General features: G+C 67.6%; 21 protein-coding genes. 17 read left to right on the top strand and 4 right to left on the bottom strand.

What is annotated here, in order from left to right:
* Positions 1-46: 46 nt before the first annotated feature.
* On the bottom strand, positions 47-712 hold the full coding sequence (locus HWX62_RS11490) for a cation diffusion facilitator family transporter (protein WP_175928486.1): 666 nt from the start codon (positions 710-712) through the stop codon (positions 47-49).
* A gap of 62 nt (positions 713-774) precedes the next feature.
* Between HWX62_RS11490 and HWX62_RS33065 the strand changes: the two genes are divergently transcribed.
* The 17 genes from HWX62_RS33065 (at position 775) to HWX62_RS11405 (ending at position 17,305) form a co-directional block, all read left to right on the top strand.
* A complete protein-coding gene (locus tag HWX62_RS33065) occupies positions 775-1,719 on the top strand; it encodes a hypothetical protein (RefSeq protein ID WP_244136030.1) in 945 nt (314 codons plus the stop codon).
* A 33-nt stretch (positions 1,720-1,752) separates the two neighbouring features.
* Positions 1,753-2,655, top strand: a complete 903-nt coding sequence (locus tag HWX62_RS11480; protein ID WP_244136029.1) for an alpha/beta hydrolase — start codon at positions 1,753-1,755, stop codon at positions 2,653-2,655.
* Between the two features lie 260 nt (positions 2,656-2,915).
* The gene (locus HWX62_RS11475; protein ID WP_175928748.1) at positions 2,916-3,935 is read left to right on the top strand and encodes a DNA-binding protein; all 1,020 of its coding nucleotides are present in this window, start codon (positions 2,916-2,918) and stop codon (positions 3,933-3,935) included.
* Between the two features lie 331 nt (positions 3,936-4,266).
* Positions 4,267-4,887 carry a TetR/AcrR family transcriptional regulator gene (locus HWX62_RS11470; RefSeq protein ID WP_175928488.1) on the top strand — a complete coding sequence of 207 codons (621 nt, stop codon included), beginning with the start codon at positions 4,267-4,269 and terminating at the stop codon, positions 4,885-4,887.
* A gap of 234 nt (positions 4,888-5,121) precedes the next feature.
* Positions 5,122-6,180 (top strand): NADP-dependent oxidoreductase, encoded by a 1,059-nt coding sequence (locus HWX62_RS11465; protein WP_175928489.1) that lies wholly within the window; start codon positions 5,122-5,124, stop codon positions 6,178-6,180.
* A 94-nt stretch (positions 6,181-6,274) separates the two neighbouring features.
* On the top strand, positions 6,275-6,574 hold the full coding sequence (locus HWX62_RS11460) for a putative quinol monooxygenase (RefSeq protein WP_175928490.1): 300 nt from the start codon (positions 6,275-6,277) through the stop codon (positions 6,572-6,574).
* A gap of 147 nt (positions 6,575-6,721) precedes the next feature.
* Complete coding sequence (locus HWX62_RS11455; RefSeq protein WP_059505285.1) at positions 6,722-7,177, top strand: (2Fe-2S)-binding protein; 456 nt, start codon at positions 6,722-6,724, stop codon at positions 7,175-7,177.
* 1 nt (position 7,178) lies between these two features.
* Positions 7,179-9,398, top strand: a complete 2,220-nt coding sequence (locus tag HWX62_RS11450; RefSeq protein WP_175928491.1) for a xanthine dehydrogenase family protein molybdopterin-binding subunit — start codon at positions 7,179-7,181, stop codon at positions 9,396-9,398.
* Between the two features lie 15 nt (positions 9,399-9,413).
* Positions 9,414-10,718, top strand: coding sequence for a cytochrome c (locus tag HWX62_RS11445; RefSeq protein WP_175928492.1), 1,305 nt, complete (start codon positions 9,414-9,416; stop codon positions 10,716-10,718).
* A gap of 158 nt (positions 10,719-10,876) precedes the next feature.
* Positions 10,877-12,322 (top strand): NAD-dependent succinate-semialdehyde dehydrogenase, encoded by a 1,446-nt coding sequence (locus HWX62_RS11440; RefSeq protein WP_175928493.1) that lies wholly within the window; start codon positions 10,877-10,879, stop codon positions 12,320-12,322.
* Between the two features lie 190 nt (positions 12,323-12,512).
* Positions 12,513-13,091 (top strand): DUF4337 domain-containing protein, encoded by a 579-nt coding sequence (locus tag HWX62_RS11435; protein ID WP_175928494.1) that lies wholly within the window; start codon positions 12,513-12,515, stop codon positions 13,089-13,091.
* A gap of 126 nt (positions 13,092-13,217) precedes the next feature.
* Positions 13,218-13,559, top strand: coding sequence for a hypothetical protein (locus HWX62_RS11430; protein WP_175928495.1), 342 nt, complete (start codon positions 13,218-13,220; stop codon positions 13,557-13,559).
* 80 nt (positions 13,560-13,639) lie between these two features.
* Entirely contained in the window at positions 13,640-14,086 is a 447-nt protein-coding gene (locus HWX62_RS11425; protein ID WP_175928496.1) for a VOC family protein, read from the top strand.
* 105 nt (positions 14,087-14,191) lie between these two features.
* A complete protein-coding gene (locus HWX62_RS11420; protein ID WP_244136028.1) occupies positions 14,192-14,713 on the top strand; it encodes a hypothetical protein in 522 nt (173 codons plus the stop codon).
* A 193-nt stretch (positions 14,714-14,906) separates the two neighbouring features.
* A complete protein-coding gene (locus HWX62_RS11415) occupies positions 14,907-16,118 on the top strand; it encodes a porin (RefSeq protein WP_175928497.1) in 1,212 nt (403 codons plus the stop codon).
* Between the two features lie 401 nt (positions 16,119-16,519).
* Entirely contained in the window at positions 16,520-17,011 is a 492-nt protein-coding gene (pal, locus tag HWX62_RS11410) for a peptidoglycan-associated lipoprotein Pal (RefSeq protein ID WP_175928498.1), read from the top strand.
* 132 nt (positions 17,012-17,143) lie between these two features.
* The gene (locus tag HWX62_RS11405; RefSeq protein ID WP_175928499.1) at positions 17,144-17,305 is read left to right on the top strand and encodes a hypothetical protein; all 162 of its coding nucleotides are present in this window, start codon (positions 17,144-17,146) and stop codon (positions 17,303-17,305) included.
* Positions 17,306-17,384: 79 nt separating this feature from the next.
* On the opposite strand, the gene HWX62_RS11400 is transcribed toward HWX62_RS11405, so the two are convergent.
* Genes HWX62_RS11400 through HWX62_RS11390 form a run of 3 tightly spaced genes read right to left on the bottom strand, consistent with a single transcriptional unit; the run spans position 17,385 to position 22,212 of the window.
* Entirely contained in the window at positions 17,385-18,644 is a 1,260-nt protein-coding gene (locus HWX62_RS11400; RefSeq protein WP_175928500.1) for a cytochrome c, read from the bottom strand.
* Entirely contained in the window at positions 18,641-19,339 is a 699-nt protein-coding gene (locus HWX62_RS11395; protein WP_175928501.1) for a (2Fe-2S)-binding protein, read from the bottom strand. Before HWX62_RS11395 ends, HWX62_RS11400 begins: the two co-directional genes overlap by 4 nt.
* A complete protein-coding gene (locus tag HWX62_RS11390) occupies positions 19,336-22,212 on the bottom strand; it encodes a molybdopterin cofactor-binding domain-containing protein (protein WP_175928502.1) in 2,877 nt (958 codons plus the stop codon). Before HWX62_RS11390 ends, HWX62_RS11395 begins: the two co-directional genes overlap by 4 nt.
* Between the last annotated feature and the right edge of the window lie 282 nt (positions 22,213-22,494).

Below are 22,494 nucleotides of genomic sequence, written 5' to 3'. Positions count from 1 at the left end.
GAGTGGGCAACAGCATGAATCGGACATTGGGCGATGCCCGCGGCGTTTACGACCCGCGCGTCGAGCGATTCGCCCAATCGGCCCATGCCGGCCATTGCGCCCGGCCGCGCCGGATGAACCCGGCGCCCGTGCGAATCACGAGCGCGCCGATCGCGAGCGCGGCCAGATCGTCCAGACGGCCGAAGCCGACCAGCGCCGCACTCATCGCGAGCGCCGCCAGCAACGACGACAGCGCATCGGTCCGCACGTGCCAGCCGCTCGCCTCGAGCAGCGCGGAGCCGGTCTCGCGTGCCTTGCGCAACATCCAGAACGACAGCACGGCCTTGCCGGCGAGCGTGGCGGCAACCAGCGCGAGCGCGGTCGCGCCCGGCTGCACGACGGGCGGCGTACCGAACCGGGTCAGCGCATGCCAGATCATCTGCGCGCCGGTTGCGACCAGCAACGCGCCGAGGCCCGCGAGCGCGAGCGGCTCGTAGGTCGGACGACGCGCCGGCGGCAGGCGCGCGTCGAGCCGGCAGGCGACGAGGATCAGCGCATCGGCCGCAAGGTCGATCGCGGCGTGTGCGACGTCCGCGAGCAGCCCCGACGAATGCGCACACCATGCTGCCGCCGTCTCGACGGCGAGCAGCAGCAGGTTGATCGCGAGGCTGACGGCAAGGGCGCGGGACGTGGCTGCGTAAACGTGGGGCGTGGCGCGCGAGGGGCGCTGCATGGCGGATCGCTTGTCGGAATCGGGGGCGACTTCGGACGTTACGGCCCGACGGTGGCACGCGAATGACAGACGAAACGAAGACGCCGGTCGAGCTTTCGATGCGACGGCGATCCGCCGACCGGCCACCCGCCGCGCTCACCGCTTTCGGTCGTGCTGAAAAAATTACAGCGCTCCTTCATTGGGTATCGGATTCGGTATGCAGCACACGGCGCTTCGGCTCCAGCGATGCAGGCCGCTCGATGGAGCGCCGAAGCACGATGAGCGACGCTGCCGACATGCAAGCGGGACCGTGGTTTGCTTTCGCGACGATCCGGCAGCTTCGCCCTGGCAGCCTATCCGACGGGTTCCCCGACCATGATCGGTGCACCGCCGGGCGACGAATCGCATTGCCCACTCGTTTCAGCAAGCCGATGCACGACCGCCAACGCCGTTCTTCGCCCGACACGATGCGTGAGTCAAGCACGATCGTCGTCAGCCGCGTCGTTCATCCGGGGCGGGAAGGGCAATTCGATCGCTGGGCGCGCGAGATCGACGCGGCAGCGCGGCGTTATCCGGGGCACCTCGGAAACGTCCGCCTGAGCGATTCGAGCGGCATCAACTACCTGATTTATCGCTTCGACTCGCCGGCACACCTGCATGCGTGGGAGTCCTCCGGGGAACGGCGAAAGCTGGTTGCGAAGGGCGACGAGATATCGGACGAACATCGCGACGCCGCCGTCGGCATGGATGCGTGGTTCGCGATCGCCGGCAAGCCTGCTACACCGAAGTGGAAGACGTTTCTCGTGACGTGGCTGGCCGTTTACCCGGTCCTGCTGTCGATCACCTTCCTCCTGAACGCGCTCCTTCCGGCGTTGGAGCGTCCTGTCCAACTCGCGCTCAGCTCCGCGCTGCTGACTTCGTCGCTGACGTGGATCATCATGCCGCTCCTCACGAGGCAACTTCGGCCATGGTTGCTCCGGGGCGTGAAGCAGGTCGACAGGCTGAGCGACCGACACAGCAACGGATGACGACCCATGCAGAATGAACACTCTGAACACTCGATGTCAGGAATGCCGGCGCCCGGCCTGCCGGCCGGTTTCGACCGACGATTCAGTCGACGCTACGCGCACGTCAACGGCGTCCGTCTCCATTACGTGACCGGCGGCCCGGACGACGGCGAACTGGTGGTCCTGCTGCACGGCTGGCCGCAAACCTGGTACACGTGGCGTCACGTGATGCCGGCGCTGGCGCAAGAGGGATATCGGGTCGTCGCGGTCGATTACCGCGGGGCGGGCGAATCCGACAAGCCGCTCGGCGGCTACGACAAAGCCTCGATGGCGGGCGACATCCGCGCGCTCGTGCGCGAGCTCGGCGCGATGCGCGTCCACCTCGTCGGCCGCGATATCGGCGTGATGGTGGCCTATGCGTACGCCGCGCAATGGCCGGCCGAGATCGTCAAGCTCGCGATGCTCGACGTTCCGGTGCCGGGCACGCGCGTCTGGGACGAAGCGAAGGCCCGTGCCGACCCGCAGATCTGGCATTTCGGACTGCATCAGCAGCGCGATATCGCGGAAATGCTGGTTGCGGGCAAGGAGCACGCCTACATTCTCGATTTCTACAAGAAGCGAACGCACGTCGCGCTGTCGAACGACGATATCGCCGTCTACGCCGACGCTTACGCGGCGCCGGGCGCGCTACGCGCCGGGTTCGAACTCTATCGCGCGTTCCCGCAGGACGAGACGCAGTTCAAGGCGTTCATGAAGCACAAGCTCCCGATGCCGGTGCTCGCGCTCGCCGGCGACAAGAGCAACGGCGCCAGCGAGCTCGACATGGCAAGGGAACTCGCGCTGAACGTTCGCGGAGCCGTTGCGCCGGACACGGGCCATTGGCTGCCGGACGAGAACCCGGCCTTCCTGACGCAGCAGTTGATCGATTTCTTCCGGGAATCCGAATCCGGCCGTTGACGGCTACATCCGTGACCGGGCAGGGGCAGTCGGCTTTCAAGCACGCAGTTGCGGCGTTTTCGAGGCGGCCATAGCGCTGCTTCTTGCTCGGCAACCACGTTGGGCGACAGCCAGGCGGCCAACTACGCACGTCGCTACCAAACACCCCCGGGATCAACGAATTCGACATTATAGAAATAATGTCAAATCTCAAGCGCCGACTGGTTGGATATTTAACGGTTTACGTTATATTATTTACGAAACTCCCGATACGACACGCCATGTCCGATCTCGCTGCCGACGAACCTCGCCTGACCGCCGAAATCGAGCGCCTCAAGGCCGACTTCCCGAAAACGCGCGAGCTGTACCGCGAAGCCTGCGCGCTGCTGTTCTTCCGCTTCGGCATCACGCCGACGGCGAACCGCCTGTACCAGCTCGTTCGGAGGGGCAGCATGAGCACGCCGACCGCCGTCCTCGGCGAGTTCTGGGCCGAATTGCGGGAAAAGAGCCGGGTCCGCATCGAGCATCCCGACCTGCCGGCCGATCTGCAGGCGGCAGCAGGCGAACTGGTCGCGGCGTTGTGGAAGCGGTCGAGCACCGACGCGGCCGCCGCTCTCGACGCGCTACGCGCGGAAGTCGAAGCCCAGCGGGCCGCGGCGCAAGCGGAAGTCGCGACGTTGCAGGCCGAACTGGCCCGCACCGAAACCGCGCTGGAGCAACGCACGGCCGCGTTGCTGGCCGCGCAGGTCCGCATCCAGGAACTGGAGCAGGCGAGGGCGGCGGACGAGGCGTCGCGGCACGCGTTGCAAGCGGATATCGAACGCCTGAAGGCAGACAACGCGGAGGCCGACCGTGCACTCGCGCAGGCCCGCGCGGATTTCACCACCCAGCTCGACCGGTTGCGCGACGACGCTGGCCGCGCCGAGGCGCGCCTGCGCGCATCGGAAAAGCGTGCGCTTCAGGAGATCGATCGCGAGCGGCTCGCGGCCGCGCGCTTGCAAAAGGAACTCGACGCCGTGACCTCGCGCGCAGAGGAGCGCGATGCGCAGCAGCGGAAGGACACGGCTGCACTACAGGCGCAGCTCGGCGACGCGTTGCATCGCTGCGGGGTGCTTCAGGGGCAGCTCGACGGCGCGCTGGCGGCCGAGGCGGCGCGCCGCGACGAACTCGATGCACTGAGGCGCGAGATGGCGGCACTCGTGCGCCGGCCGCCGTTGCGCGGCGTCAAGACTGCCCCGGCCGCGCAGCGCAGCGAGCGGCGGGCGCGCACGAGAAAGCGCGCCGACGAAGCGCCGCGCTGATGGCGCGGTCATGCGCGTGCGTCAACCGTCGGCGCCCCACGCACAAAGCGGAGGCCCACCAGGATTCGAGAGTCGCTACACGCGCGTGCAACGCCGGCCGCGGCCTTGCAAATCGCCGGCGCATGCGCCGCGCGCATTTGTCCGGGAGATCGATGAAATACCTGCGACGAAACCGGGTCGCCGATGTGACGCGACCCGCGCGCGGCACGGGCGTAGGCGGGCCGCGCCGCGCAGACATTGGGCGCACGACGGGGATCGGGTAAAGTGCCGCTCAACATGCCGGTTCGACGTTACTAGACGACCGGTCTAATCGTTGCTACCATACGCCATCATGAATGCATCTTCGGGCGCCGAAGTCCGCCAGCACATCCTGAATATCGCGAAGCCGATCATGCTCCACAAGGGGTTTTCGGCGGTCGGTCTGAACGAGATTCTCGCCGCGGCGGGCATCCCGAAGGGCTCGTTCTACCATTACTTCGGCTCGAAAGAGGCATTCGGCGAAGCGCTGCTCGAATCGTATTTCGAAGGCTATCTCGCGCATCTCGACAAGCTGCTCAAGCAGCAGGCCGGCACGGGCGCCGAGCGCCTGATGACGTACTGGGGCAACTGGCTGCACACGCAGTGCGCGGACGATCCGGAGGGCAAGTGCCTCGCGGTCAAGCTCGGCGCGGAAGTGTCGGATCTGTCGGAAGCGATGCGCGCGGTACTGCGGCGCGGCACCAGCCAGATCATCGAGCGGCTCGCGGGCGGCATCGAGGCCGGGCTCGCCGACGGTTCGCTGAGCGGCGTCGACGATACGTCGTACACCGCCGCGATCCTGTACGAGCTGTGGCTGGGCGCGACGCTGCTGGAGAAGATTCACCGCAACCGCAAACCGCTCGAGAGGGCGATGGCCGAAACGCGGCGCATGTTGAACCTGCCGCCGGCCGCACACGACGGAGTACAGTCGTAGTCCGGGCGCGCATGGGCGCGCCTTGTTTTTACCCTGATTCTAGACGACTGGTCTACTCAATCATCCATGACGAACGCTTCGCGCCGCGTTACGCTGTCCCGATTGCTCCAACCGCCTGCCCACGGCCGCACCGGCCCGCTCGCCGCTGCCGCGTCGGGCGCGCACTTCCCGCTGGTTCATCCCTGATCCGATCGTGCCCGCGACGCACGTTCATTCCTGTTGACGGAGGCTCACATGCCGCAAAGCAAGACCGCAAACCGCCAGATCATCCTGAATTCGCGCCCGGTCGGCGCACCGACGCCGGAGAACTTCCGCGCCGAAACCGGTGACGTGCCGGTACCCGGCCCGGGCCAGGTGCTGCTGCGCACCGTCTGGTTGTCGCTCGATCCGTACATGCGCGGCCGGATGAGCGACGCGCCGTCATATGCGCCGCCGGCCGAGCTGGGCCAGCCGATGGTCGGCGGCACGGTCAGCCGCGTGGTCTCGTCGAACCTGCCGGCGTTTCGCGAAGGCGATCTCGTCGTCGCCGGGGCCGGCTGGCAGGACTACGCGCTGTCCGACGGACGCGACCTGATCCCGCTCGGCCGCGACTTCGCGCACCCATCGTACGCGCTCGGCGTGCTCGGTATGCCGGGCTTCACCGCGTACACGGGGCTGCTGAAGATCGGCGAGCCGAAAGCCGGCGAAACCGTGGTCGTCGCGGCCGCGAGCGGCGCGGTCGGCGCGGTGGTCGGCCAGATCGCGAAGCTGAAGGGTTGCCGCGTGGTCGGCGTCGCGGGCGGCGCCGACAAGTGCGCGTACGTGACCGGCACGCTCGGCTTCGACGCGTGCGTCGACCACCACGATCCGGCGTTCGCCGCGAAGCTGAAGGAAGCGTGCCCGAACGGCATCGACATCTATTTCGAGAACGTCGGCGGCGCCGTGTTCGACGCTGTGTGGCCGCTGCTGAACGACCATGCGCGCGTGCCCGTCTGCGGGATCATCGCGCATTACAACGACGCGGCCTACGACGACAAGGCGCTGTCGACCGGCCGCGACCGCGTGCCGGCGCTGATGGGCGCGATCCTGCGCAAGCGCATCCGCGTGCAGGGTTTCATCATTCTCGATCACTATGCAACCGGCTATGCACCGTTCCTGAAGGACATGAGCGAGTGGGTCGCGCAAGGCAAGGTCAAGACGCGCGAGGACATCGTTCCCGATCTCGCCGACGCGCCGCAAGCGCTGATCGGCCTGCTCGCCGGCAAGAATTTCGGCAAGGTCGTCGTGCGGGTCGGTCCGGACGAATTGGCCTGAGCCCTCCGCTCGACGACATACAACCGATGCACGCTGGCGTCGCGCGACGCCGGCTTGTGGCATGCTCGTTTCCGTTTTCAAAGGAGTCGAAAATATGGCGCTTCACGTGATTGCCTCGCTGTTCCTGAAACCCGAACACGCGCAGGCCGCCGAGGCCGAACTGCGCAGCATGGTCGCGAAGACGCGCACCGAACCGGGCAACCGGCGCTACGACCTGTTCCGCGAGCAGGACGGTTCGCCGAACCTGCATCTGTACGAGATCTACGACGACCAGGCGGCGTTCGACGCACACCTCGCGAGCCCGTATTTCGGCGAATTCCGCGCGAAGTCGGCCGAGTGGTTCACGGCGCCGCCGGTGATCAAGGTGCTGTCGGCCATCGACGTGGCCGAGTAACGACGCAAACAGGCGACACCCCGCCGGCTCGCCCGCACCCGGGCCGGCGGCATCCGTTGCGCACGACGCAACGGCGATGACGACGACCCTGCGGCGCAGCGCGCCCCGTTCGCGCCGCTTCCCCAATACAACGGCCCCGGAGGCTGAATGATCACCCTCAACATCAACGGCGAAACCCGCTCGGTCGACGCCCCCGACGACATGCCCTTGCTCTGGGTGCTGCGCGATGTCGTGGGCCTGACCGGCACCAAGTTCGGCTGCGGCATCGCGCAATGCGGCGCGTGCACCGTACATCTCGACGGCGTGGCCGCGCGTTCGTGCGTGCTGCCGGTCGCCGCCGTCGCGGGCCGCAAGATCACGACGATCGAGGCCGTCGGCGCGACGCCGGCCGGCCACAAGGTCCAGCAGGCCTGGCGCGAACTCGACGTCGTCCAGTGCGGCTATTGCCAGTCGGGCCAGGTGATGGCGGCCACCGCGCTGATCGCAGCGAACCCGAATCCGAGCGACGCCGACATCGACGCGGCCATGGCCGGCAACATCTGCCGCTGTGGCACGTACCACCGGATTCGCGCGGCCGTCAAACAAGCCGCGAAGGAGGCCTGACATGTCGCGAGGACTGATCGAAGCAGGTCGGGCTAATGCGGGCGTCTCGCGCCGGTCGTTTCTGAAACTGGGCATGTCTCTCGGCGCGGCGGCCGGCGGCGGCTTGCTGCTCGGCTTCAGCCTGCCGGCGGCGGGCGACGACGCGCGCCGCTCGGTGATCGGCGGCGACGCGGCCGAGCCCGCGCAACCCGGCGTGTTCGCGCCGAACGCGTTCGTGCAGATCGACCGCGCCGGCAAGGTCACGCTGGTGATGCCGAAGGTCGAGATGGGGCAGGGCGTCTATACGGCGCTGCCGATGCTGATCGCGGAAGAACTCGAAGTGCCGCTGTCGAGCGTGACGCTCGATCACGCGCCGCCGAACGAGAAGCTGTTCCTCGATCCGCTGCTCGGCGGCCAGCTCACCGGCGGCTCGACGTCGGTGCGCTACGCGTGGGAACCGCTGCGCCGCGCGGGCGCCACCGCGCGCACGCTGCTGGTCTCGGCAGCCGCGAAACAGTGGAACGTCGATCCGGCCAGCTGCCGCGCGGCGAATGGCGAGGTGCAGCATCCGCCGAGCGGCCGGCGCGCATCGTACGGCCAGTTGGCGGACGCCGCGGCGAAGCTGCCGGTACCGAAGGACGTCGTGTTGAAGAAGCCCGAGGATTTCAAGCTGATCGGCACGCCCGCGAAGCGCCTCGACTCGCCGGAGAAAGTCGACGGCACCGCGCAGTTCGGGCTCGACGTGCGCCTGCCCGGCATGCTGTACGCGGTGATCGTGAACAGCCCGGTATTCGGCGGCACGGTCGCGAGCGTCGACGACACGGCCGCGAGAAAGATCCCCGGCGTGCGCCAGGTCGTGCGCGTCGACAACGCGGTCGCGGTGGTCGGCGATCACACGTGGGCCGCGAAGCGCGGCGCATCGGCGCTCGTCGTGAAGTGGAACGAAGGGGCGGGCGCGAAGGTGTCGACGAAGGATCTGTTCGCGGATCTCGCGCAGGCGGCGGCGAACGGCAAGGGCGCGGTCGCACGCAAGGAGGGCGACATCGGCAAGGCGTTCGCGAATGCGAAGACGCGCGTCGACGCCGTCTACGAACAGCCGTTGCTCGCCCACGCGACGATGGAGCCCGTGAACTGCACGGTGCACGTGCGCGGCGACGGCTGCGAGATCTGGGTCGGCACGCAGGTGCCGACCCGCGCACGCGACACGGCGCAGCAACTGACCGGGCTGCCGCCGGACAAGATCGTCGTGCACAACCACCTGCTCGGCGGCGGGTTCGGCCGACGGCTCGAAACCGACATGATCGGCCAGGCGGTGAAGGTCGGCAAACAGGTCGACGCGCCGGTGAAGGTGATCTGGACGCGCGAGGAAGACGTCCAGCACGACATGTACCGGCCGTGCTACTACGACAGGATCTCGGCCGGCCTCGATGCGAACGGCAAGCCGGTCGCCTGGCAGCACCGGATCGTCGGCTCGTCGATCCTCGCGCGCTTCGCGCCGCCCGCGGTCAAGGACGGCGTCGATCCCGACGCGGTCGAGGTTGCCGCCGAACTGCCGTACGACCTGCCGAACCAGCTCGTCGACTACGTGCGCCAGGAGCCGCGCCACGTGCCCACCGCGTTCTGGCGCGGCGTCGGGCCGACGCGCAGCACGTTCGTCGTCGAGAGCTTCATCGACGAACTGGCCGCGCAGACCAAGACCGACCCGGTGCAATACCGCCGCGCACTGCTCGACAAGACGCCGCGCGCCCGCAACGTGCTCGACGTCGCGACGAAGGCGGCCGGCTGGGGCGCGCCGCTGCCGAAGGGGCAGGGGCGCGGCGTATCGGTGATGCATGCGTTCGGCAGCTTCTTCTCGATCGTCATCGACGTCGCGGTGGACGGCGGCGAGGTGCAGGTCAAGCGCGCCGTGTGCGCGGTCGATTGCGGCATGGTTGTGAATCCGAACACGATCGAGGCGCAGGTGCAGGGCGGCATCATCTTCGGGATCACGGGCGCGCTGTACGGCGAGATCACGATCGAGGACGGCCGCGTCGTACAGACCAACTTCACCGATTACCGGATGATGCGAATCAACGAGGTGCCCCCGATCGAAGTCCATCTGGTGAAGAGCGGCGAGGCGCCGGGCGGGATCGGCGAGCCGGGCACGGCCGCAACCGCGGCGGCGCTGTCGAACGCGATCTTCGCGGCCACCGGCACGCGGCTGCGCAAGCTGCCGGTCGGCAACCAGCTGAAAACGGCCTGAGGGGAGGGGACGACCATGCGACATCTCACCTTGAACCTGAACGCGCTCCGCGCGTCGCTGCTCGCGCTGTCCGCACTGCTGGCCGGCACGGCCGCGCATGCCGCGCAGACGGCGCCCGCCGACAGCGCGCTCGTCGCGCGCGGTGCATATCTCGCGAAAGCCGGCGACTGCGTCGCGTGCCACACCGCGCCGCGCGGCACGCCGTTCGCGGGCGGCCTGAAGATGGTCACGCCGATGGGCGCGATCTACACGACCAACATCACGCCCGACCCCGAGACGGGCATCGGCGGCTATACCGAAGCGGAGTTCGCGAGCGCGTTGCGCAAGGGCGTCGCGAAGGACGGCCACAACCTGTATCCGGCGATGCCGTACCCGTCGTACGCGAAGCTGAAGGACGACGACGTGAAGGCGTTGTACGCGTACTTCATGCACGGCGTCGAACCGGTGAAGCAGGCGAACCGGCCGTCCGACATCCCGTGGCCGCTCAACATGCGCTGGCCGCTCGCGTTGTGGAACATGGTGTTCCTCGACACGACGCCTTACGCGGACAAGCCGGCGAAGGACGCGATGTGGAACCGCGGCGCGTATCTCGTGCAGGGGCTCGGGCACTGCGGGTCGTGCCACACGCCGCGCGGTGTCGGCTTCCAGGAGAAGGCGCTCGACGAAAGCGGCGCGGCGTTCCTGTCCGGCGCGCCGATCGACAACTGGTTCGCGTCGAACCTGACCGGCGAGCACAACACCGGGCTCGGCCGCTGGAACGAGGCCGACGTCGCGCAGTTCCTGAAGACCGGCGCGAATCAGCACGCGACCGCGTTCGGCTCGATGGTGAGCGTGATCAACCACAGCACGCAGGAAATGACCGACGACGATCTGGCCGCGATCTCGCACTACCTGAAATCGCTGCCGGCGGCAGGCGGCACGGGCGCGCCGCCGTACCGCTACGATCCGAAGGCGACGCAGGTCGCGCTGGGCCGGCCGGCAGCCGATCCGGGCGCGAAGGTGTATAACGCTTACTGCCTGCATTGCCACGGGGCAGACGGGCGCGGCTACGCGCCGTTGCTCGCGCCGCTCGCCGGCAATCCGAACGTGCTCGAGGCCGATGCGTCGTCGCTGATCAACGTGACGCTGAACGGCAGCGACACGCTCGTGATCGGTGGCGTGCCGTCCGCGTATCCGATGCCGGCGTTCTCGAATCAACTGAACGACCAGCAGATCGCCGACGTGCTGACGTTCATGCGCGCCGGCTGGAACAACGGCGCGCCGGCCGTGCAGGCAGCGGACGTCGCGAAGCTCCGCAAGGCGACGGCGGCCGCGCACTGAGCGCGGCGCGCCGCGCAACGATGGCGGGCCGCCGTGCCTGCCGTCGACGCCGCCGGGTGCGTGCCTGCCCCGGCGGCGTGGCTTTTCTGTTTCTGTCAACCGGCGTGCGGCCGTTCGCGGCCGCGCGCGTTTTATCGACGCAATGTAGGGGTGTCTGGATGGCTAACGTGACTTATACGGATACGCAACTGCTGATCGACGGCGAGTGGGTCGACGCCGCGAGCGGCAAGACGATCGACGTCGTGAACCCGGCGACCGGCAAGCCGATCGGCAAGGTGGCCCACGCGGGCATCGCCGATCTCGACCGTGCGCTCGCCGCCGCGCAGCGCGGCTTCGAAGCCTGGCGCAAGGTGCCCGCGCACGAACGCGCGGCGACGATGCGCAAGGCGGCCGCGCTGGTGCGCGAACGCGCCGACACGATCGCGCAACTGATGACGCAGGAGCAGGGCAAGCCGCTCACCGAAGCGCGCGTCGAAGTGCTGTCGGCGGCCGACATCATCGAGTGGTTCGCGGACGAAGGCCGCCGCGTGTACGGCCGGATCGTGCCGCCGCGCAACCTCGGTGCGCAGCAGACGGTCGTGAAGGAGCCGGTCGGCCCGGTCGCGGCATTCACGCCGTGGAATTTCCCGGTCAACCAGGTCGTGCGCAAGCTGAGCGCCGCGCTCGCGACCGGCTGCTCGTTCCTCGTGAAGGCGCCGGAGGAAACCCCGGCCTCGCCGGCCGCGCTGTTGCGCGCGTTCGTCGACGCGGGCGTGCCGGCCGGCGTGATCGGCCTCGTGTACGGCGATCCGGCCGAAATCTCGTCGTACCTGATTCCGCACCCGGTGATCCGCAAGGTCACGTTCACCGGTTCGACGCCGGTCGGCAAGCAGCTGGCCGCGCTGGCGGGCCAGCACATGAAGCGCGCGACGATGGAGCTGGGCGGCCATGCACCGGTGATCGTCGCCGAGGATGCGGATGTCGCGCTCGCGGTGAAGGCCGCCGGCGGGGCGAAGTTCCGCAACGCGGGGCAGGTCTGCATTTCGCCGACGCGCTTTCTCGTGCACAACAGCATCCGCGACGAATTCACGCGCGCGCTGGTCAAGCATGCGGAAGGACTGAAGATCGGCAACGGCCTCGAGGAAGGCACGACGCTCGGCGCGCTCGCGAACCCGCGGCGCCTGACCGCGATGGCGTCGGTCGTCGACAATGCACGCAAGGTCGGCGCGAGCATCGAAACCGGCGGCGAGCGGATCGGCTCGGAAGGCAACTTCTTCGCGCCGACCGTGATCGCGAACGTGCCGCTCGAAGCGGACGTGTTCAACAACGAGCCGTTCGGCCCGGTGGCGGCGATTCGCGGTTTCGACAAGCTGGAAGATGCGATCGCCGAGGCGAACCGTCTGCCGTTCGGCCTGGCCGGCTACGCGTTCACGCGTTCGTTCGCGAACGTGCATCTGCTGACGCAGCGCCTCGAAGTCGGGATGCTGTGGATCAACCAGCCGGCGACGCCGTGGCCGGAAATGCCGTTCGGCGGCGTGAAGGATTCGGGCTACGGGTCGGAAGGCGGGCCGGAAGCGCTGGAGCCGTATCTCGTCACGAAGTCGGTGACGGTGATGGCGGTCTAACTGCCTTGAGTGCGGGCGCGCCGCTGTTGTTGGAGTCGCGCGCCCGTTTTGCAGAGTCGATGCAGAGACAGAGGCTGGGGAATCTGGGCGCCGGTTGCTATCGGGAATCGTCGGGCGTTGCTCGAATTCGCCGTGGTGGCGGATAATCGCGCGTTATCCCGACAGAGCGCGTATCGCGTGGGTGCCACGAATGTCTGAAGAATACGAAGTTCACGGTCCTCACGACCATGCGGTGGAACATCATGCGGCTCACGGTGGTGAGCAGGGTGCGTCTCGTATCGCCGTGCTGACGGCCGTGCTTGCCTGCTTCGGCGCGATATCTGCCTATCAGAGCGGTGCCGAAGAGAGCCTCGCGCTGCTCTACAAGAATGACGCCGCGATCCGGAAAACCGAGGCTGCGAACCAGTGGGCCTATTATCAGGCGAAGGGTGACAAACAGAATCTCGCCGAACTGGGTGCTGCGTTGAGCCCGGACACGTCGCCACAGCGGAAGCGGTTCGAGACGGACGCCGCGCGATATCGCGCCGACAAGGAGCCGATCCGGGCACGCGCCGAGGCGCTCGAAAAGGAAGTCGAAAAGTACAACGCGGCAAGCGAGACGCGGATGCACCGGCACCATCGATGGTCGCAGGCGACGACCATCATCCAGATCTCGATCGCACTGGCCGCGATCACGATTCTAACGAAGCGGTCATGGATGCAAGGCCTGTCGATCGGCGTGGCCGCGATCGGCATCGTGATCGCGGGGTTGGCGTTCTTTGGGGTGTAATTGACGTCGAGGCCTGAGCAGGCTGGTTGTGTCACGCGTGTCTGTGAGGGATCGACCGCTGCGTCATTAATTTGACATAACGTGAATTATCATCGGATTGGTTTGTAGCAGCCATATCCTAATGTCGTGTTCTGGCTATTTACTGGATCGGGCGAGCCAAAACGCATTGTCGTCCGAGGGCACAGTGATATCCGGCGCATTACCGGCCCGCTTGCGGACGCTGTTGGCGACAATCAACGATTATCGGAACTGCGAGCCGACGCAGTGGTCAGCATGTTGCGCCGGCTGCTGACTTACCAGGATGTCGAGATCGTGGCGGAAGGTGCCGGTAGTCGAGAGCCGAAGATCAAACGTCCGGCAGAGACTGCTGGAACACGCTATGAAATCGAACAATGCAACGCACTGAATCGCCGCGTCGAAATCCGTGTGACCTACGCTCGCGGCGTTAGTCGAAGCAACATACACTGACAACCGGGCAATCCGTCGATCAGTGCCTCAGTCGAGCACCCTGCTTCGGCACGGAACCCGACCACCCACCGGAGGGCACCATGGCGATTCACGAAGTCTTTCCGTATCTGCGCGCCAAAAGCGCGGAAGACGCCATCGCGTTCTATGCGAAGGCATTCGGCGCGCGGGAAAAATTCCGGCTCGTCGAACCGTCCGGGCGCATCGGTCACGCGGAATTGCAGCTCGGGCCGTGCACGCTGATGATCTCCGACGAGTTCCCGGAATACGATCTCTTCGCCCTCGACCCGGACGGCAACGCGCCGATGGCGCTCCATCTTCATGTCGACGATGCCGACGCGACGGTCGCCGCCGCCGTCGCGGCCGGCGCCCGCGTGACGCGCGCACTCCAGGACCAGTTCTACGGCGAGCGTACGGGCCGGATCCGCGATCCGTTCGGTTACGATTGGCTCATCGGGCATACGATTGAAGCGCTCGACCCCGACGAAATGCAGCGGCGTTACACGGCGTTGATGTCCGGCGATCGGTAAGCGATCCGGACGGTGCCCCCGATCGATCACCCGCCACCCGCCATTCGCGATGCACTACCACCCCGACGACATCAGCCGGTTTTTCTCGCCGTCCCGACGCTGCAGTTGAACCGCCCCGCGCCGGCCGAACGGTTTCTCGCCGCCGCTGTCGAGTCCGGCGTCGAACTCCGGCATGTGTTGCGCGATTACCCGCATGTCCGCTACCAGCCGCTCGACTTCCACTATCTGTGCCAGCAAAGCCTGTCCGCGCTGGACGACACGCTGCAGGCCGACCTGACACGCGACATGCAGCACGGCTGGCGCGGCGCGCACTGGGCCGCGCTGCTGATCGCGTTGTCGGGCGACGCGCGCTACCTGCCGCACCTCGACGCCGCCAGCCGCCATCGCGGCGTCGAATGGACGGCCGAGCTCGCTGAAGCCGCAGCGGCTGCGGATACGCAATCGTCACCCTGCCCTTGCTGTCGGTCGATCGTGCAGTTGCGCCATCAACTGGCCGAGTTGCCTCGCGTCGTCGTCCGGCTGAGACCGTGGCACTCGCCGGAAACGCTCGAAGCGAGAGCGAACGCCGTGCGCACCGCCTATCGCAGCGGCGGCGCCGACGCGGCGCTGCCGGTCGCGCGCCGCTAACCGTCCAACATGCCATCAACACGCGTTGACGCGCTGAATCCCACGCCCCTCCCCGCCGTCGACGCATCGCGATTCCGAGCGATTCCGCAGAGGACCTTTCCTGTGCAACGCCTTAATCGACCGCCGCACGATCTCCAATAATGACCGCTCGATCCATCGGCCGCCAGGCCGGTTCAACAACAACAAAACTCCTATGCAATCCTGCCAAATCAACCCGCATGCCGGCGCACGCGTCGCGGGGACCGTCATTGCCGCCTGCCTGACCGGCTTCGTGCCGGACGTCGCGTCTGCCCAGAGCAGCGTGACGTTGTACGGCCTGATCGACACGTCGATCACCTACTCGACCAACCAGCGCACGCGCGGTGCCGGTTCGCCCGGCGGCGGCAGCGTCGCGATGACGAGCGGCGCGCTGAACGCGTCGCGCTGGGGGCTGCGCGGCCGCGAGGATCTCGGCGGCGGAATGGCGGCGGTCTTCGCGCTCGAAAACGGCTTCTCGGGCACCACCGGCAAGCTGTCGCAGAAAGGCGTCGACCTGTTCGGCCGTCAGGCGTGGATCGGCGTGAGTTCGCAGACGGCCGGCACGCTGTCCTTCGGCCGCCAGTACGACCTGATCCTCGATTTCGTGACGCCGCTCGGCGCGTCCGGCCCCGGCTGGGGCGGCAATCTTGCGGTCCACCCGTACGACAACGACGATTCGAACCGCAACCTGCGCATCAACAACGCGGTGAAGTACACGAGCCCGACGGTCCGAGGGCTGAGGTTCGGCGCGATGGTCGGGTTCTCGAACACGGCCGGACAGTTCTCCAACAACGCGGTGTGGAGCACGGGGGTCTCGTACGAGAACGGGCCGCTGAAGCTCGGCGCCGGCTACCTGAAGATCAGCCGCGACCGCAACGCGCCGAACCCGGACGGCGCGCTGAGCACGGTCGACGGCTCGGCGACGATCACGGGCGGCAACCAGCAGATCTGGGCGATGGCAGGCCGTTATGCGTTCGGGCCGCACTCGATCGGCGCGGCATGGTCGCATTCGACCACCGACGGCGTGACGGGCGTACTCCAGGGCGGCAACATCGCGCCGCTGAAAGGCGAATCGCTGGTATTCGACAACTTCTCGATCGACGGACGCTACTTCGTCACGCCTGCGTTGAGCGTCGCCGCCGCGTACACGTACACGATGGGCCGCTTCGACACGCGCACGGGCCAGACGCGCCCGAAATGGAACCAGGTGGTCGCGCAGGCCGACTATGCGCTGTCGAAGCGCACGGATGCGTATCTCGAAGGCACGTACCAGCGCGTGAGCGGCGGCAACGGCAATCCGGCGTTCAACGCGACCGTCTGGACCTTGACGCCTTCCGCGAACAGCAACCAGGTCGTCGTGGCGCTGGGGCTGAGGCACAAATTCTGACGAGGCGGCGTCACGCGGTCGACCGACCGCATCCGGCGAATGCTTGCCGCATCACCCGATCGCCGTGACCGGCAATAAGGCCGCGCCCGTGCGCGGCTTTTTCACTGTGGCTGGGGCATCGCGGAGCGCCACCGCCCGCGGAAGCAAGAATGCCTCCCGGCTGTCGCGTTTGCGCAAAAAAAGCGAAGAAACTGGTCGCGTTGTGACATTTTTCCTAATCTGTTTGCAGCGACGCCGCGATCCGGCGTTCCGGTCGCAACATACTTTCATCTGGCGCACCGTCGGCTTGCGAACCGGCATCGCGGCAACGAAGCCGGACCTTTCGCGCCATGGCGGCCGGCCGGCTGCGTGCGAACGGCACGCGCCCCGCTTTCAACGCAGTCAACCGCTGGAGAAGAACGATGAGCAAAATGAACCGAATTGCGGTCCTGGCAACTTTCGTCCTGCTGGCCGGTTGCCACAACGCGGCGAAAACGCCCGAGAACGCCGGCGCGGCGCCGGCGCCCTCGAGCGAAGCCGTCGCGACGGTGACGGCCGACGATCTGAACAATCCGAACAGCCCGCTCGCCAAGCGCAGCATCTACTTCGATTTCGACCAGTACTCGGTGAAGCCCGAATTCCAGTCGCTGCTGCAGGCGCACGCCGACTACCTGCGCAGCCACCCCGCGCGGCACGTGCTGATCCAGGGCAACACCGACGAGCGCGGCACGTCCGAGTACAACCTCGCGCTCGGCCAGCGCCGCTCGCAGGCCGTGGCGAGTGCGCTCGAAACGCTCGGCGTGCCCGCGACGCAACTCGAAGCCGTCAGCCTCGGCAAGGAAAAGCCGGTCGCGCTCGGCCACGACGAGGAGTCATGGGCGCAGAACCGCCGCGCCGATCTCGTCTATCGTTGATCCGGCGTCACCGCCCCGCCGATACGCAAAATACATGGAATAAACGCCCCGCCGAAACGTCTTCTCATCGCGCAGACGCGCGGTTCGCGCGAGCCGCCTTTCCTGTGGCCTGCGCGTTGCAAGGAGATTGCGATGAAATCGGCAACGATGGCTGCGACGCTGATCGCGGCGCTGGTGCTCGTGCTGTCGGCGGGCTGTACGTCGTCGGGCAGCGGCGTGTCGCAAGGACCGGGCATGAGCCGGTATGGCGGCGCGGGTGGCAGCGGAGGCAGTGGCGGAGGCGGCGGCTACTGACGCGCCGCCGGGCGACGCATCGCGCACGAGCGCCGGAAACCGGCCGCCACGCGCGCGATGCCCTGCCCCGGAGCACGACTCAACGCATCGCCTTCACGTCGGCCGGCGTGACGCTCGCGGGCTGGCCGCCCCACGTCGCGCGCAGGTAGTTCGCGAGCTGCGCGAGTTCGTCGTCGCTCAGCGTATGCGCGAAACCCGGCATCGGCTGCAGGTTTTCGAAGCCGGCGAACTTCTGCTCGTCGATGCCGTCGAGCATCGCGACCAGCAGGTTGCGCGGGTCGCCCTGGCGCAGCGTCGAGTTGCCGTTCATCGGCACCGCCACGTGCGGCTTGCCTTCGCCGTTGAGGCCGTGACAACCGGCGCAGACCGCGAGATACACCGAGCGGCCGGCGGCCAGCTGCGCGGCATCGGCCGACACCGGCTTCACCGGCTGCGGCGCGGGCGGCGTATCGCCGAGCAGGTACACCGACAGCGCGCGCAGGTCGTCCTTCGTCAGGTACTGCGTGCTCAGGTGCACGACCGGATACATCTCGCCGAACGCCGAGCCCTGCGGCGCGATGCCGACGCCGAAGAACGTCTGCAGGTCGGTGCCCGTCCAGCCGCGCGCGGCGAGGCCGGCCGGCGTGATGTCGGGCGCGGCCACGCGGCCGAGCGCGGCCCCCGCGAACGGCTTCGCCCCGTCGAGCTGGCCCGTGAACGCGCGCGGCGTGTGGCATTCCGCGCAGTGACCGAGCGCGCCCGCGAGATAGCGGCCGCGCTGCCAGTCGGCGGATTGCCCGGCCGACGCATCGGGCAGGCTGTCCTTCAGGAACAGCATGTCCCAGAAGACCATGCCGAAGCGCAGGTTGTACGGGAATTTCAGGTCGTGCGCGCGGTTTTCCTGCGCAACGGGCTTGACCGTCATCAGGTACGCGTACATCGCATCGGCGTCGGCGCGCGTGAGCTGCCGGTACGACGTGTACGGCATCGACGGATACAGGCGCTTGCCCGGCGCCTTGCCGTCGTGCAGCGCGGCGTAGAAGTCGTCCGCGCTCCAGTTGCCGATCCCGTGTTCCTTGTCGGGCGTGATGTTCGAACCGTAGAACGTGCCGAACGGCGATTCGAGCGCCGCGCCGCCGGCGAACGGCGCGCCGTCCTTCGCGGTGTGACACGCCGCGCAGTCGGCGGCCTTGACGAGATAGCGACCGCGCGCGACCGGGTCGGCGCCGGGCGCGCCGGACGCCGCGTTCGCGGCCGGCGCGTCGTGAGCGCCGCAGGCGGCGAGCAGCAGCGCGCAGGCCGCGGCGAGCGCGGGCAGGCGCGCGGCCCGCGCGACACGATGAGCGAGTGTGCGGTTCATGCGGCGTCCTTCACGAGTCCCGGCGTCGTCAGCACCACGTCCTTGACGGCTTCGTAGTAGCGGACGTAGCCCGTGCAGCGGCAGAGGTGCGCGTCGAGCGCGTCGGTGATCGTGCGCTCCACGTCGGCCTTCGCGATCGGCTCGCGCTTCAGGCGTTCGATCAGCACGGTCGCCGCGTTGACGAAACCCGGCGTGCAGTAGCCGCACTGAAAGCTGAAGTGCTCGAGGAACTTCTGCTGGATCGGCGACAGCTCGACCACTTCGCCGGCTTCGTTGCGCTTCGCGTGGCCTTCGATCGTGCGAATCGAACGGCCGTGGAAGAAGTGCGCGCCGGTAATGCAGGTGCGCATTTCCTCGCTCGTGCCGTCCGGCTGGTCGACGATCACGACGCACGCGTGGCAGACGCCCTGCCCGCAGCCGAGCCGCGAACCGGTGAGGCCCACGTACTCGTGCAGGAACTCGATCATCATCAGCCCTTCGGGCACCTGCATCGGGCCGACGGCCTTGCCGTTGATCCTGACCGACAGCGGCTTTTGCTGGAACCGGACGAGCGGACGCTCGATGGGAGCCGATGCCGGCGCAGCCGGAGCGGCGGGAACGGACGCCGATGCGACCGAAGTTGCCGCCGGTGCGGAAGCACCGGTCGCAGCCGCGCCGGCGCGCGCGGCCGAAGCCGCGGTTTGGGCGGTCGTCATGCGAGCACCTCCTGAATCTTTTGCGGGGTCACCGGCAGGTCGGTGAAACGATGGCCGATCGCGTGCGCGATGCCGTTCACGATCGCGCCGACGACAGGGATCATCACCACTTCGGCGACACCCTTCGGCGGATCGGTCTCGGACAGCGGCGGCAGCACGTCGCCCGTTTGCGTCCATACGGCGACGTCGGACGCACGCGGCAACCGGTAACGGTTGAAGTTCCACGTGCCGTTGCCGGGGCCGTCCTCGTAGAGCGGCAGGTACTCGTGCAGCGCATGGCCGATGCCCATCGCGAGACCGCCCTGCAACTGGCCCGACACGAGCTGCGGCGAAATCTGGTTGCCGCATTCCATGATCGAGTGGTGCGTGAGCAGTTCGACCTTGCCGGTCGCTTCGTGCACGGCCAGCTCGACGAGCGTGCCGACCGCCGTGTAGTACGTGACGGCCGCGTTGTTGCGGCTCGTCGGCGGGATGAACACGCGCTTGCGGTCCAGCACGCGGTAGCCGTTCGCGGTGGGCGGCAGCGTGCCGCGCAGCGCGGTCGCGCCGGCCGGTGCGGCGGTGCCCGGGAACGGACCGTCGTCGCCCGTCTTCGGCGCGCCGACACGCAGCGACAGCCCGTCGATCGGCAAGCGCTCGACCGCGCCGCCTACCTCGAATTCCGCATCGGTCCATTGCCAGCGGTTGAACACGTGCACGACGGCGCCGGTCGGCAGGCCGAGCGCATGCGCCTGCTTCGCGAGCTGTTCGAACGTCAGCGGCTCGAGGCCATCGGCGGTCAGCTTGCCGTCGACCCAGCGCGCATCCTCGATGCGGATCGTGTACGGCGCGGCCTGGCCGCCGCCGAGGCCGCGCGTCCAGATCGACATCGCGGCCGGCCACAGCCCGTAGCGGAACACGGCGCGCGCGGCTTCGCGCGTGCTGTGCGTGAAGTAGTACGCCGAATTCGTCGCGCTCGACGGCGACGCATAGCCCGGCGACCAGCGCGGGTTCGTGCTCAGGCGGTCCTGGTCGGCCTGCGACATCAGGTACGGGTCGCCGCTCGTCTCGATCGGCAGGTCCGGCCATTCGGTCACGGCCACGCGCACGTCGGTCGCCGGACGGCCGAGCCATTTCGCGACCGCGACGGCCTGAGACGTCGACATCCCGGTGCCGATCTCGGCCGCCGTGTGCTGCAGCGATACCTTGCCGTGCTCGTCGAATTCGACTTTCGCGAACGACGCTTCCGCGCCCGTGCCGAAATCCTTCTGCACGCACGCGAAGCCGACGCCGTAGCGCTTGCCCGGATGCGCGGCCTCGAATTCGGCCTTGCGCGCGGCGCGACGCGTCCACAGCGGGTGCTGCTTCGCACGTTCGAGCACTTCGTCGACGCGCAGCGCGCCGGCGGGAATCGCCCCCTGCGTGTTCTTCATCCCCGAGCGCAGCGCGTTGCGCAGACGGAAGTCGATCGGGTCGATGCCCAGTTGCGCGGCGATCTCGTCGATCGCCATTTCGGTCGCGGCCATGCTCTGCAGCGTGCCGTAGCCGCGGGCGGAACCGGCGTCGATCGCACGCGACGCGATCGCGACGGCCGCAAGGTCGCTCTTCGGGAAGTAGTAGATCGATTGCGCGGCGGTGGCGCCGACCATCGCGACCGACGGCGAGAAGTTCGAGCGGCCGCCGCCGTTCGCCTCGAAGTCGCCCTTGAACGATTGCAGCAGGCCCGTGTTGCGGTCGACCGCGATCCGGTAATGCATCTTGAACGCGTGGCGCTTCAGCGAGGTCTGGAACTGCTCGTAGCGGTCGTTCGCGAAACGCACCGGGCGGCCGTCGGCGTACAGCGCGCAGACGAGGCCGTAGAACGGCACGTTGAAGTGATCCTTCGAGCCGTAGCCGACCGTGTAGCACGGATGCACGAACAGCTTCTTCACCGGGAAGCGGCATTTCGCGACCATCGCGGCCGCGTTCTCCGACACTTCGAGCGGCGACTGGGTCGGCACGACGAGGTGCAGCGATTGCGTCGCGGCGTCGTACCAGCAGTTCGCGTTGTCGGGTTCGAGCGCGGCCGTATCGACCGACTGCGTGTTGTATTCGCGGTCGAACACGAGCCAGTCGGCCGGCGGATGGTCGAGCTCGCCGGCGATCTGCCCGGCGAGGAACATCCCCTGCTCGTCGAGCTTGCCGTGTTCCTTGCCGTCCGGCCAGACCGGCAAGTGCTTGCGCATCATGCTCGGGAAGATCGGCGCGTCCTTCAGGCTCGAATAGACGTCGTCGTCATAGGCCGTCTTGCCGCCCACGCGCACGTAACGGAAGGTGCCCCACGGATCGCGCTCGAGCGGGCCCGTGACCGCGCCGTAGCGGATCACGTCGTCGCGAAATTTCAGCGCGTTCTTCGCGAAGCGGAAGCGTGCGAAGTCGTGATAGATCAGGATCGCGACCGCGTGGCCGAGATACGCGGGCGTCTTGCCGGCCGGCAACAGCATGTCGTCGCCGTAGAACGCCGGGAACGCGACGCCGTCGCGCGCGAGATCGTCGGCCGTGACCACGCGGTCCGGTTGCAGCGCGTCGCCGAGCAGCGACAGGTCGAAGCCTCCGTACGTGCGGTCGGCCTGCGTGACGCGCAGGATCAGCGCGTGCGACTGCTGCTGCGGCCAGTGCGGCATGTCGGCGGCGCGCACGTCGCGGGCGAACACTTTCGAGCCGGTGACCTTCGCGATGCCGTCGATGCGGAATTGGGGGATGCCGGTGACGCTATCCCATTTGACCGGGGTGAGGAGTTTTTCTTCGAAGAGCGCCGCGAACGCGCGGCTGCCGATGGGCGCGACATACACCGCGACGCCCGCCAGCACGCTGGCTTTCAGAAAACCCCGCCGTGACAGGCCGTGGTTTTTCATTGGGGGGAACCTCCTGATGCGGCTCGGACGGCGATCGGGTGTCGCGGCGTTCGGAGCGGCGCGCATTCTGGCATTGTTTTAGATATATCGCCTATAGTATTTCCCGCATGAAATACTTATTGAATTTCTTATAACGCGATTCAGCCGGGCTGCGGCCGACGGTCGCGGGGGCGATTCGTTGGCCGTTTGCGTGCGGCCGGATGCCGCCGTACATCGTTCCGTTCGCAACGACCCGGCCTTTGCGCCGCGGAATCCGCAAGCCGCTCGCAGCCGGGACTGACG

Origin of the sequence: Burkholderia sp. BCC0506 (assembly GCF_902833145.1) — a bacterium.
GTDB lineage: Bacteria > Pseudomonadota > Gammaproteobacteria > Burkholderiales > Burkholderiaceae > Burkholderia.
Note: the sequence above shows the minus strand (reverse complement) of the source record. Positions and strands in the feature narration are given on the sequence as shown.

What these genes read in the sequence shown, in the direction of transcription:
- HWX62_RS11440 (WP_175928493.1), top strand. Translation starts at nt 10,877, where the DNA reads ATGGCTAACGTGACTTATACGGATACGCAACTGCTGATCGACGGCGAG.
- HWX62_RS11465 (WP_175928489.1), top strand. Translation starts at nt 5,122, where the DNA reads ATGCCGCAAAGCAAGACCGCAAACCGCCAGATCATCCTGAATTCGCGC.
- HWX62_RS11490 (WP_175928486.1), bottom strand. Translation starts at nt 712, where the DNA reads ATGCAGCGCCCCTCGCGCGCCACGCCCCACGTTTACGCAGCCACGTCC.
- HWX62_RS11445 (WP_175928492.1), top strand. Translation starts at nt 9,414, where the DNA reads ATGCGACATCTCACCTTGAACCTGAACGCGCTCCGCGCGTCGCTGCTC.
- HWX62_RS11425 (WP_175928496.1), top strand. Translation starts at nt 13,640, where the DNA reads ATGGCGATTCACGAAGTCTTTCCGTATCTGCGCGCCAAAAGCGCGGAA.
- HWX62_RS33065 (WP_244136030.1), top strand. Translation starts at nt 775, where the DNA reads ATGACAGACGAAACGAAGACGCCGGTCGAGCTTTCGATGCGACGGCGA.
- HWX62_RS11455 (WP_059505285.1), top strand. Translation starts at nt 6,722, where the DNA reads ATGATCACCCTCAACATCAACGGCGAAACCCGCTCGGTCGACGCCCCC.
- HWX62_RS11400 (WP_175928500.1), bottom strand. Translation starts at nt 18,644, where the DNA reads ATGAACCGCACACTCGCTCATCGTGTCGCGCGGGCCGCGCGCCTGCCC.
- HWX62_RS11395 (WP_175928501.1), bottom strand. Translation starts at nt 19,339, where the DNA reads ATGACGACCGCCCAAACCGCGGCTTCGGCCGCGCGCGCCGGCGCGGCT.
- HWX62_RS11390 (WP_175928502.1), bottom strand. Translation starts at nt 22,212, where the DNA reads ATGAAAAACCACGGCCTGTCACGGCGGGGTTTTCTGAAAGCCAGCGTG.
- HWX62_RS11415 (WP_175928497.1), top strand. Translation starts at nt 14,907, where the DNA reads ATGCAATCCTGCCAAATCAACCCGCATGCCGGCGCACGCGTCGCGGGG.
- HWX62_RS11405 (WP_175928499.1), top strand. Translation starts at nt 17,144, where the DNA reads ATGAAATCGGCAACGATGGCTGCGACGCTGATCGCGGCGCTGGTGCTC.
- HWX62_RS11435 (WP_175928494.1), top strand. Translation starts at nt 12,513, where the DNA reads ATGTCTGAAGAATACGAAGTTCACGGTCCTCACGACCATGCGGTGGAA.
- pal (WP_175928498.1), top strand. Translation starts at nt 16,520, where the DNA reads ATGAGCAAAATGAACCGAATTGCGGTCCTGGCAACTTTCGTCCTGCTG.
- HWX62_RS11460 (WP_175928490.1), top strand. Translation starts at nt 6,275, where the DNA reads ATGGCGCTTCACGTGATTGCCTCGCTGTTCCTGAAACCCGAACACGCG.
- HWX62_RS11450 (WP_175928491.1), top strand. Translation starts at nt 7,179, where the DNA reads ATGTCGCGAGGACTGATCGAAGCAGGTCGGGCTAATGCGGGCGTCTCG.
- HWX62_RS11470 (WP_175928488.1), top strand. Translation starts at nt 4,267, where the DNA reads ATGAATGCATCTTCGGGCGCCGAAGTCCGCCAGCACATCCTGAATATC.
- HWX62_RS11475 (WP_175928748.1), top strand. Translation starts at nt 2,916, where the DNA reads ATGTCCGATCTCGCTGCCGACGAACCTCGCCTGACCGCCGAAATCGAG.
- HWX62_RS11480 (WP_244136029.1), top strand. Translation starts at nt 1,753, where the DNA reads ATGTCAGGAATGCCGGCGCCCGGCCTGCCGGCCGGTTTCGACCGACGA.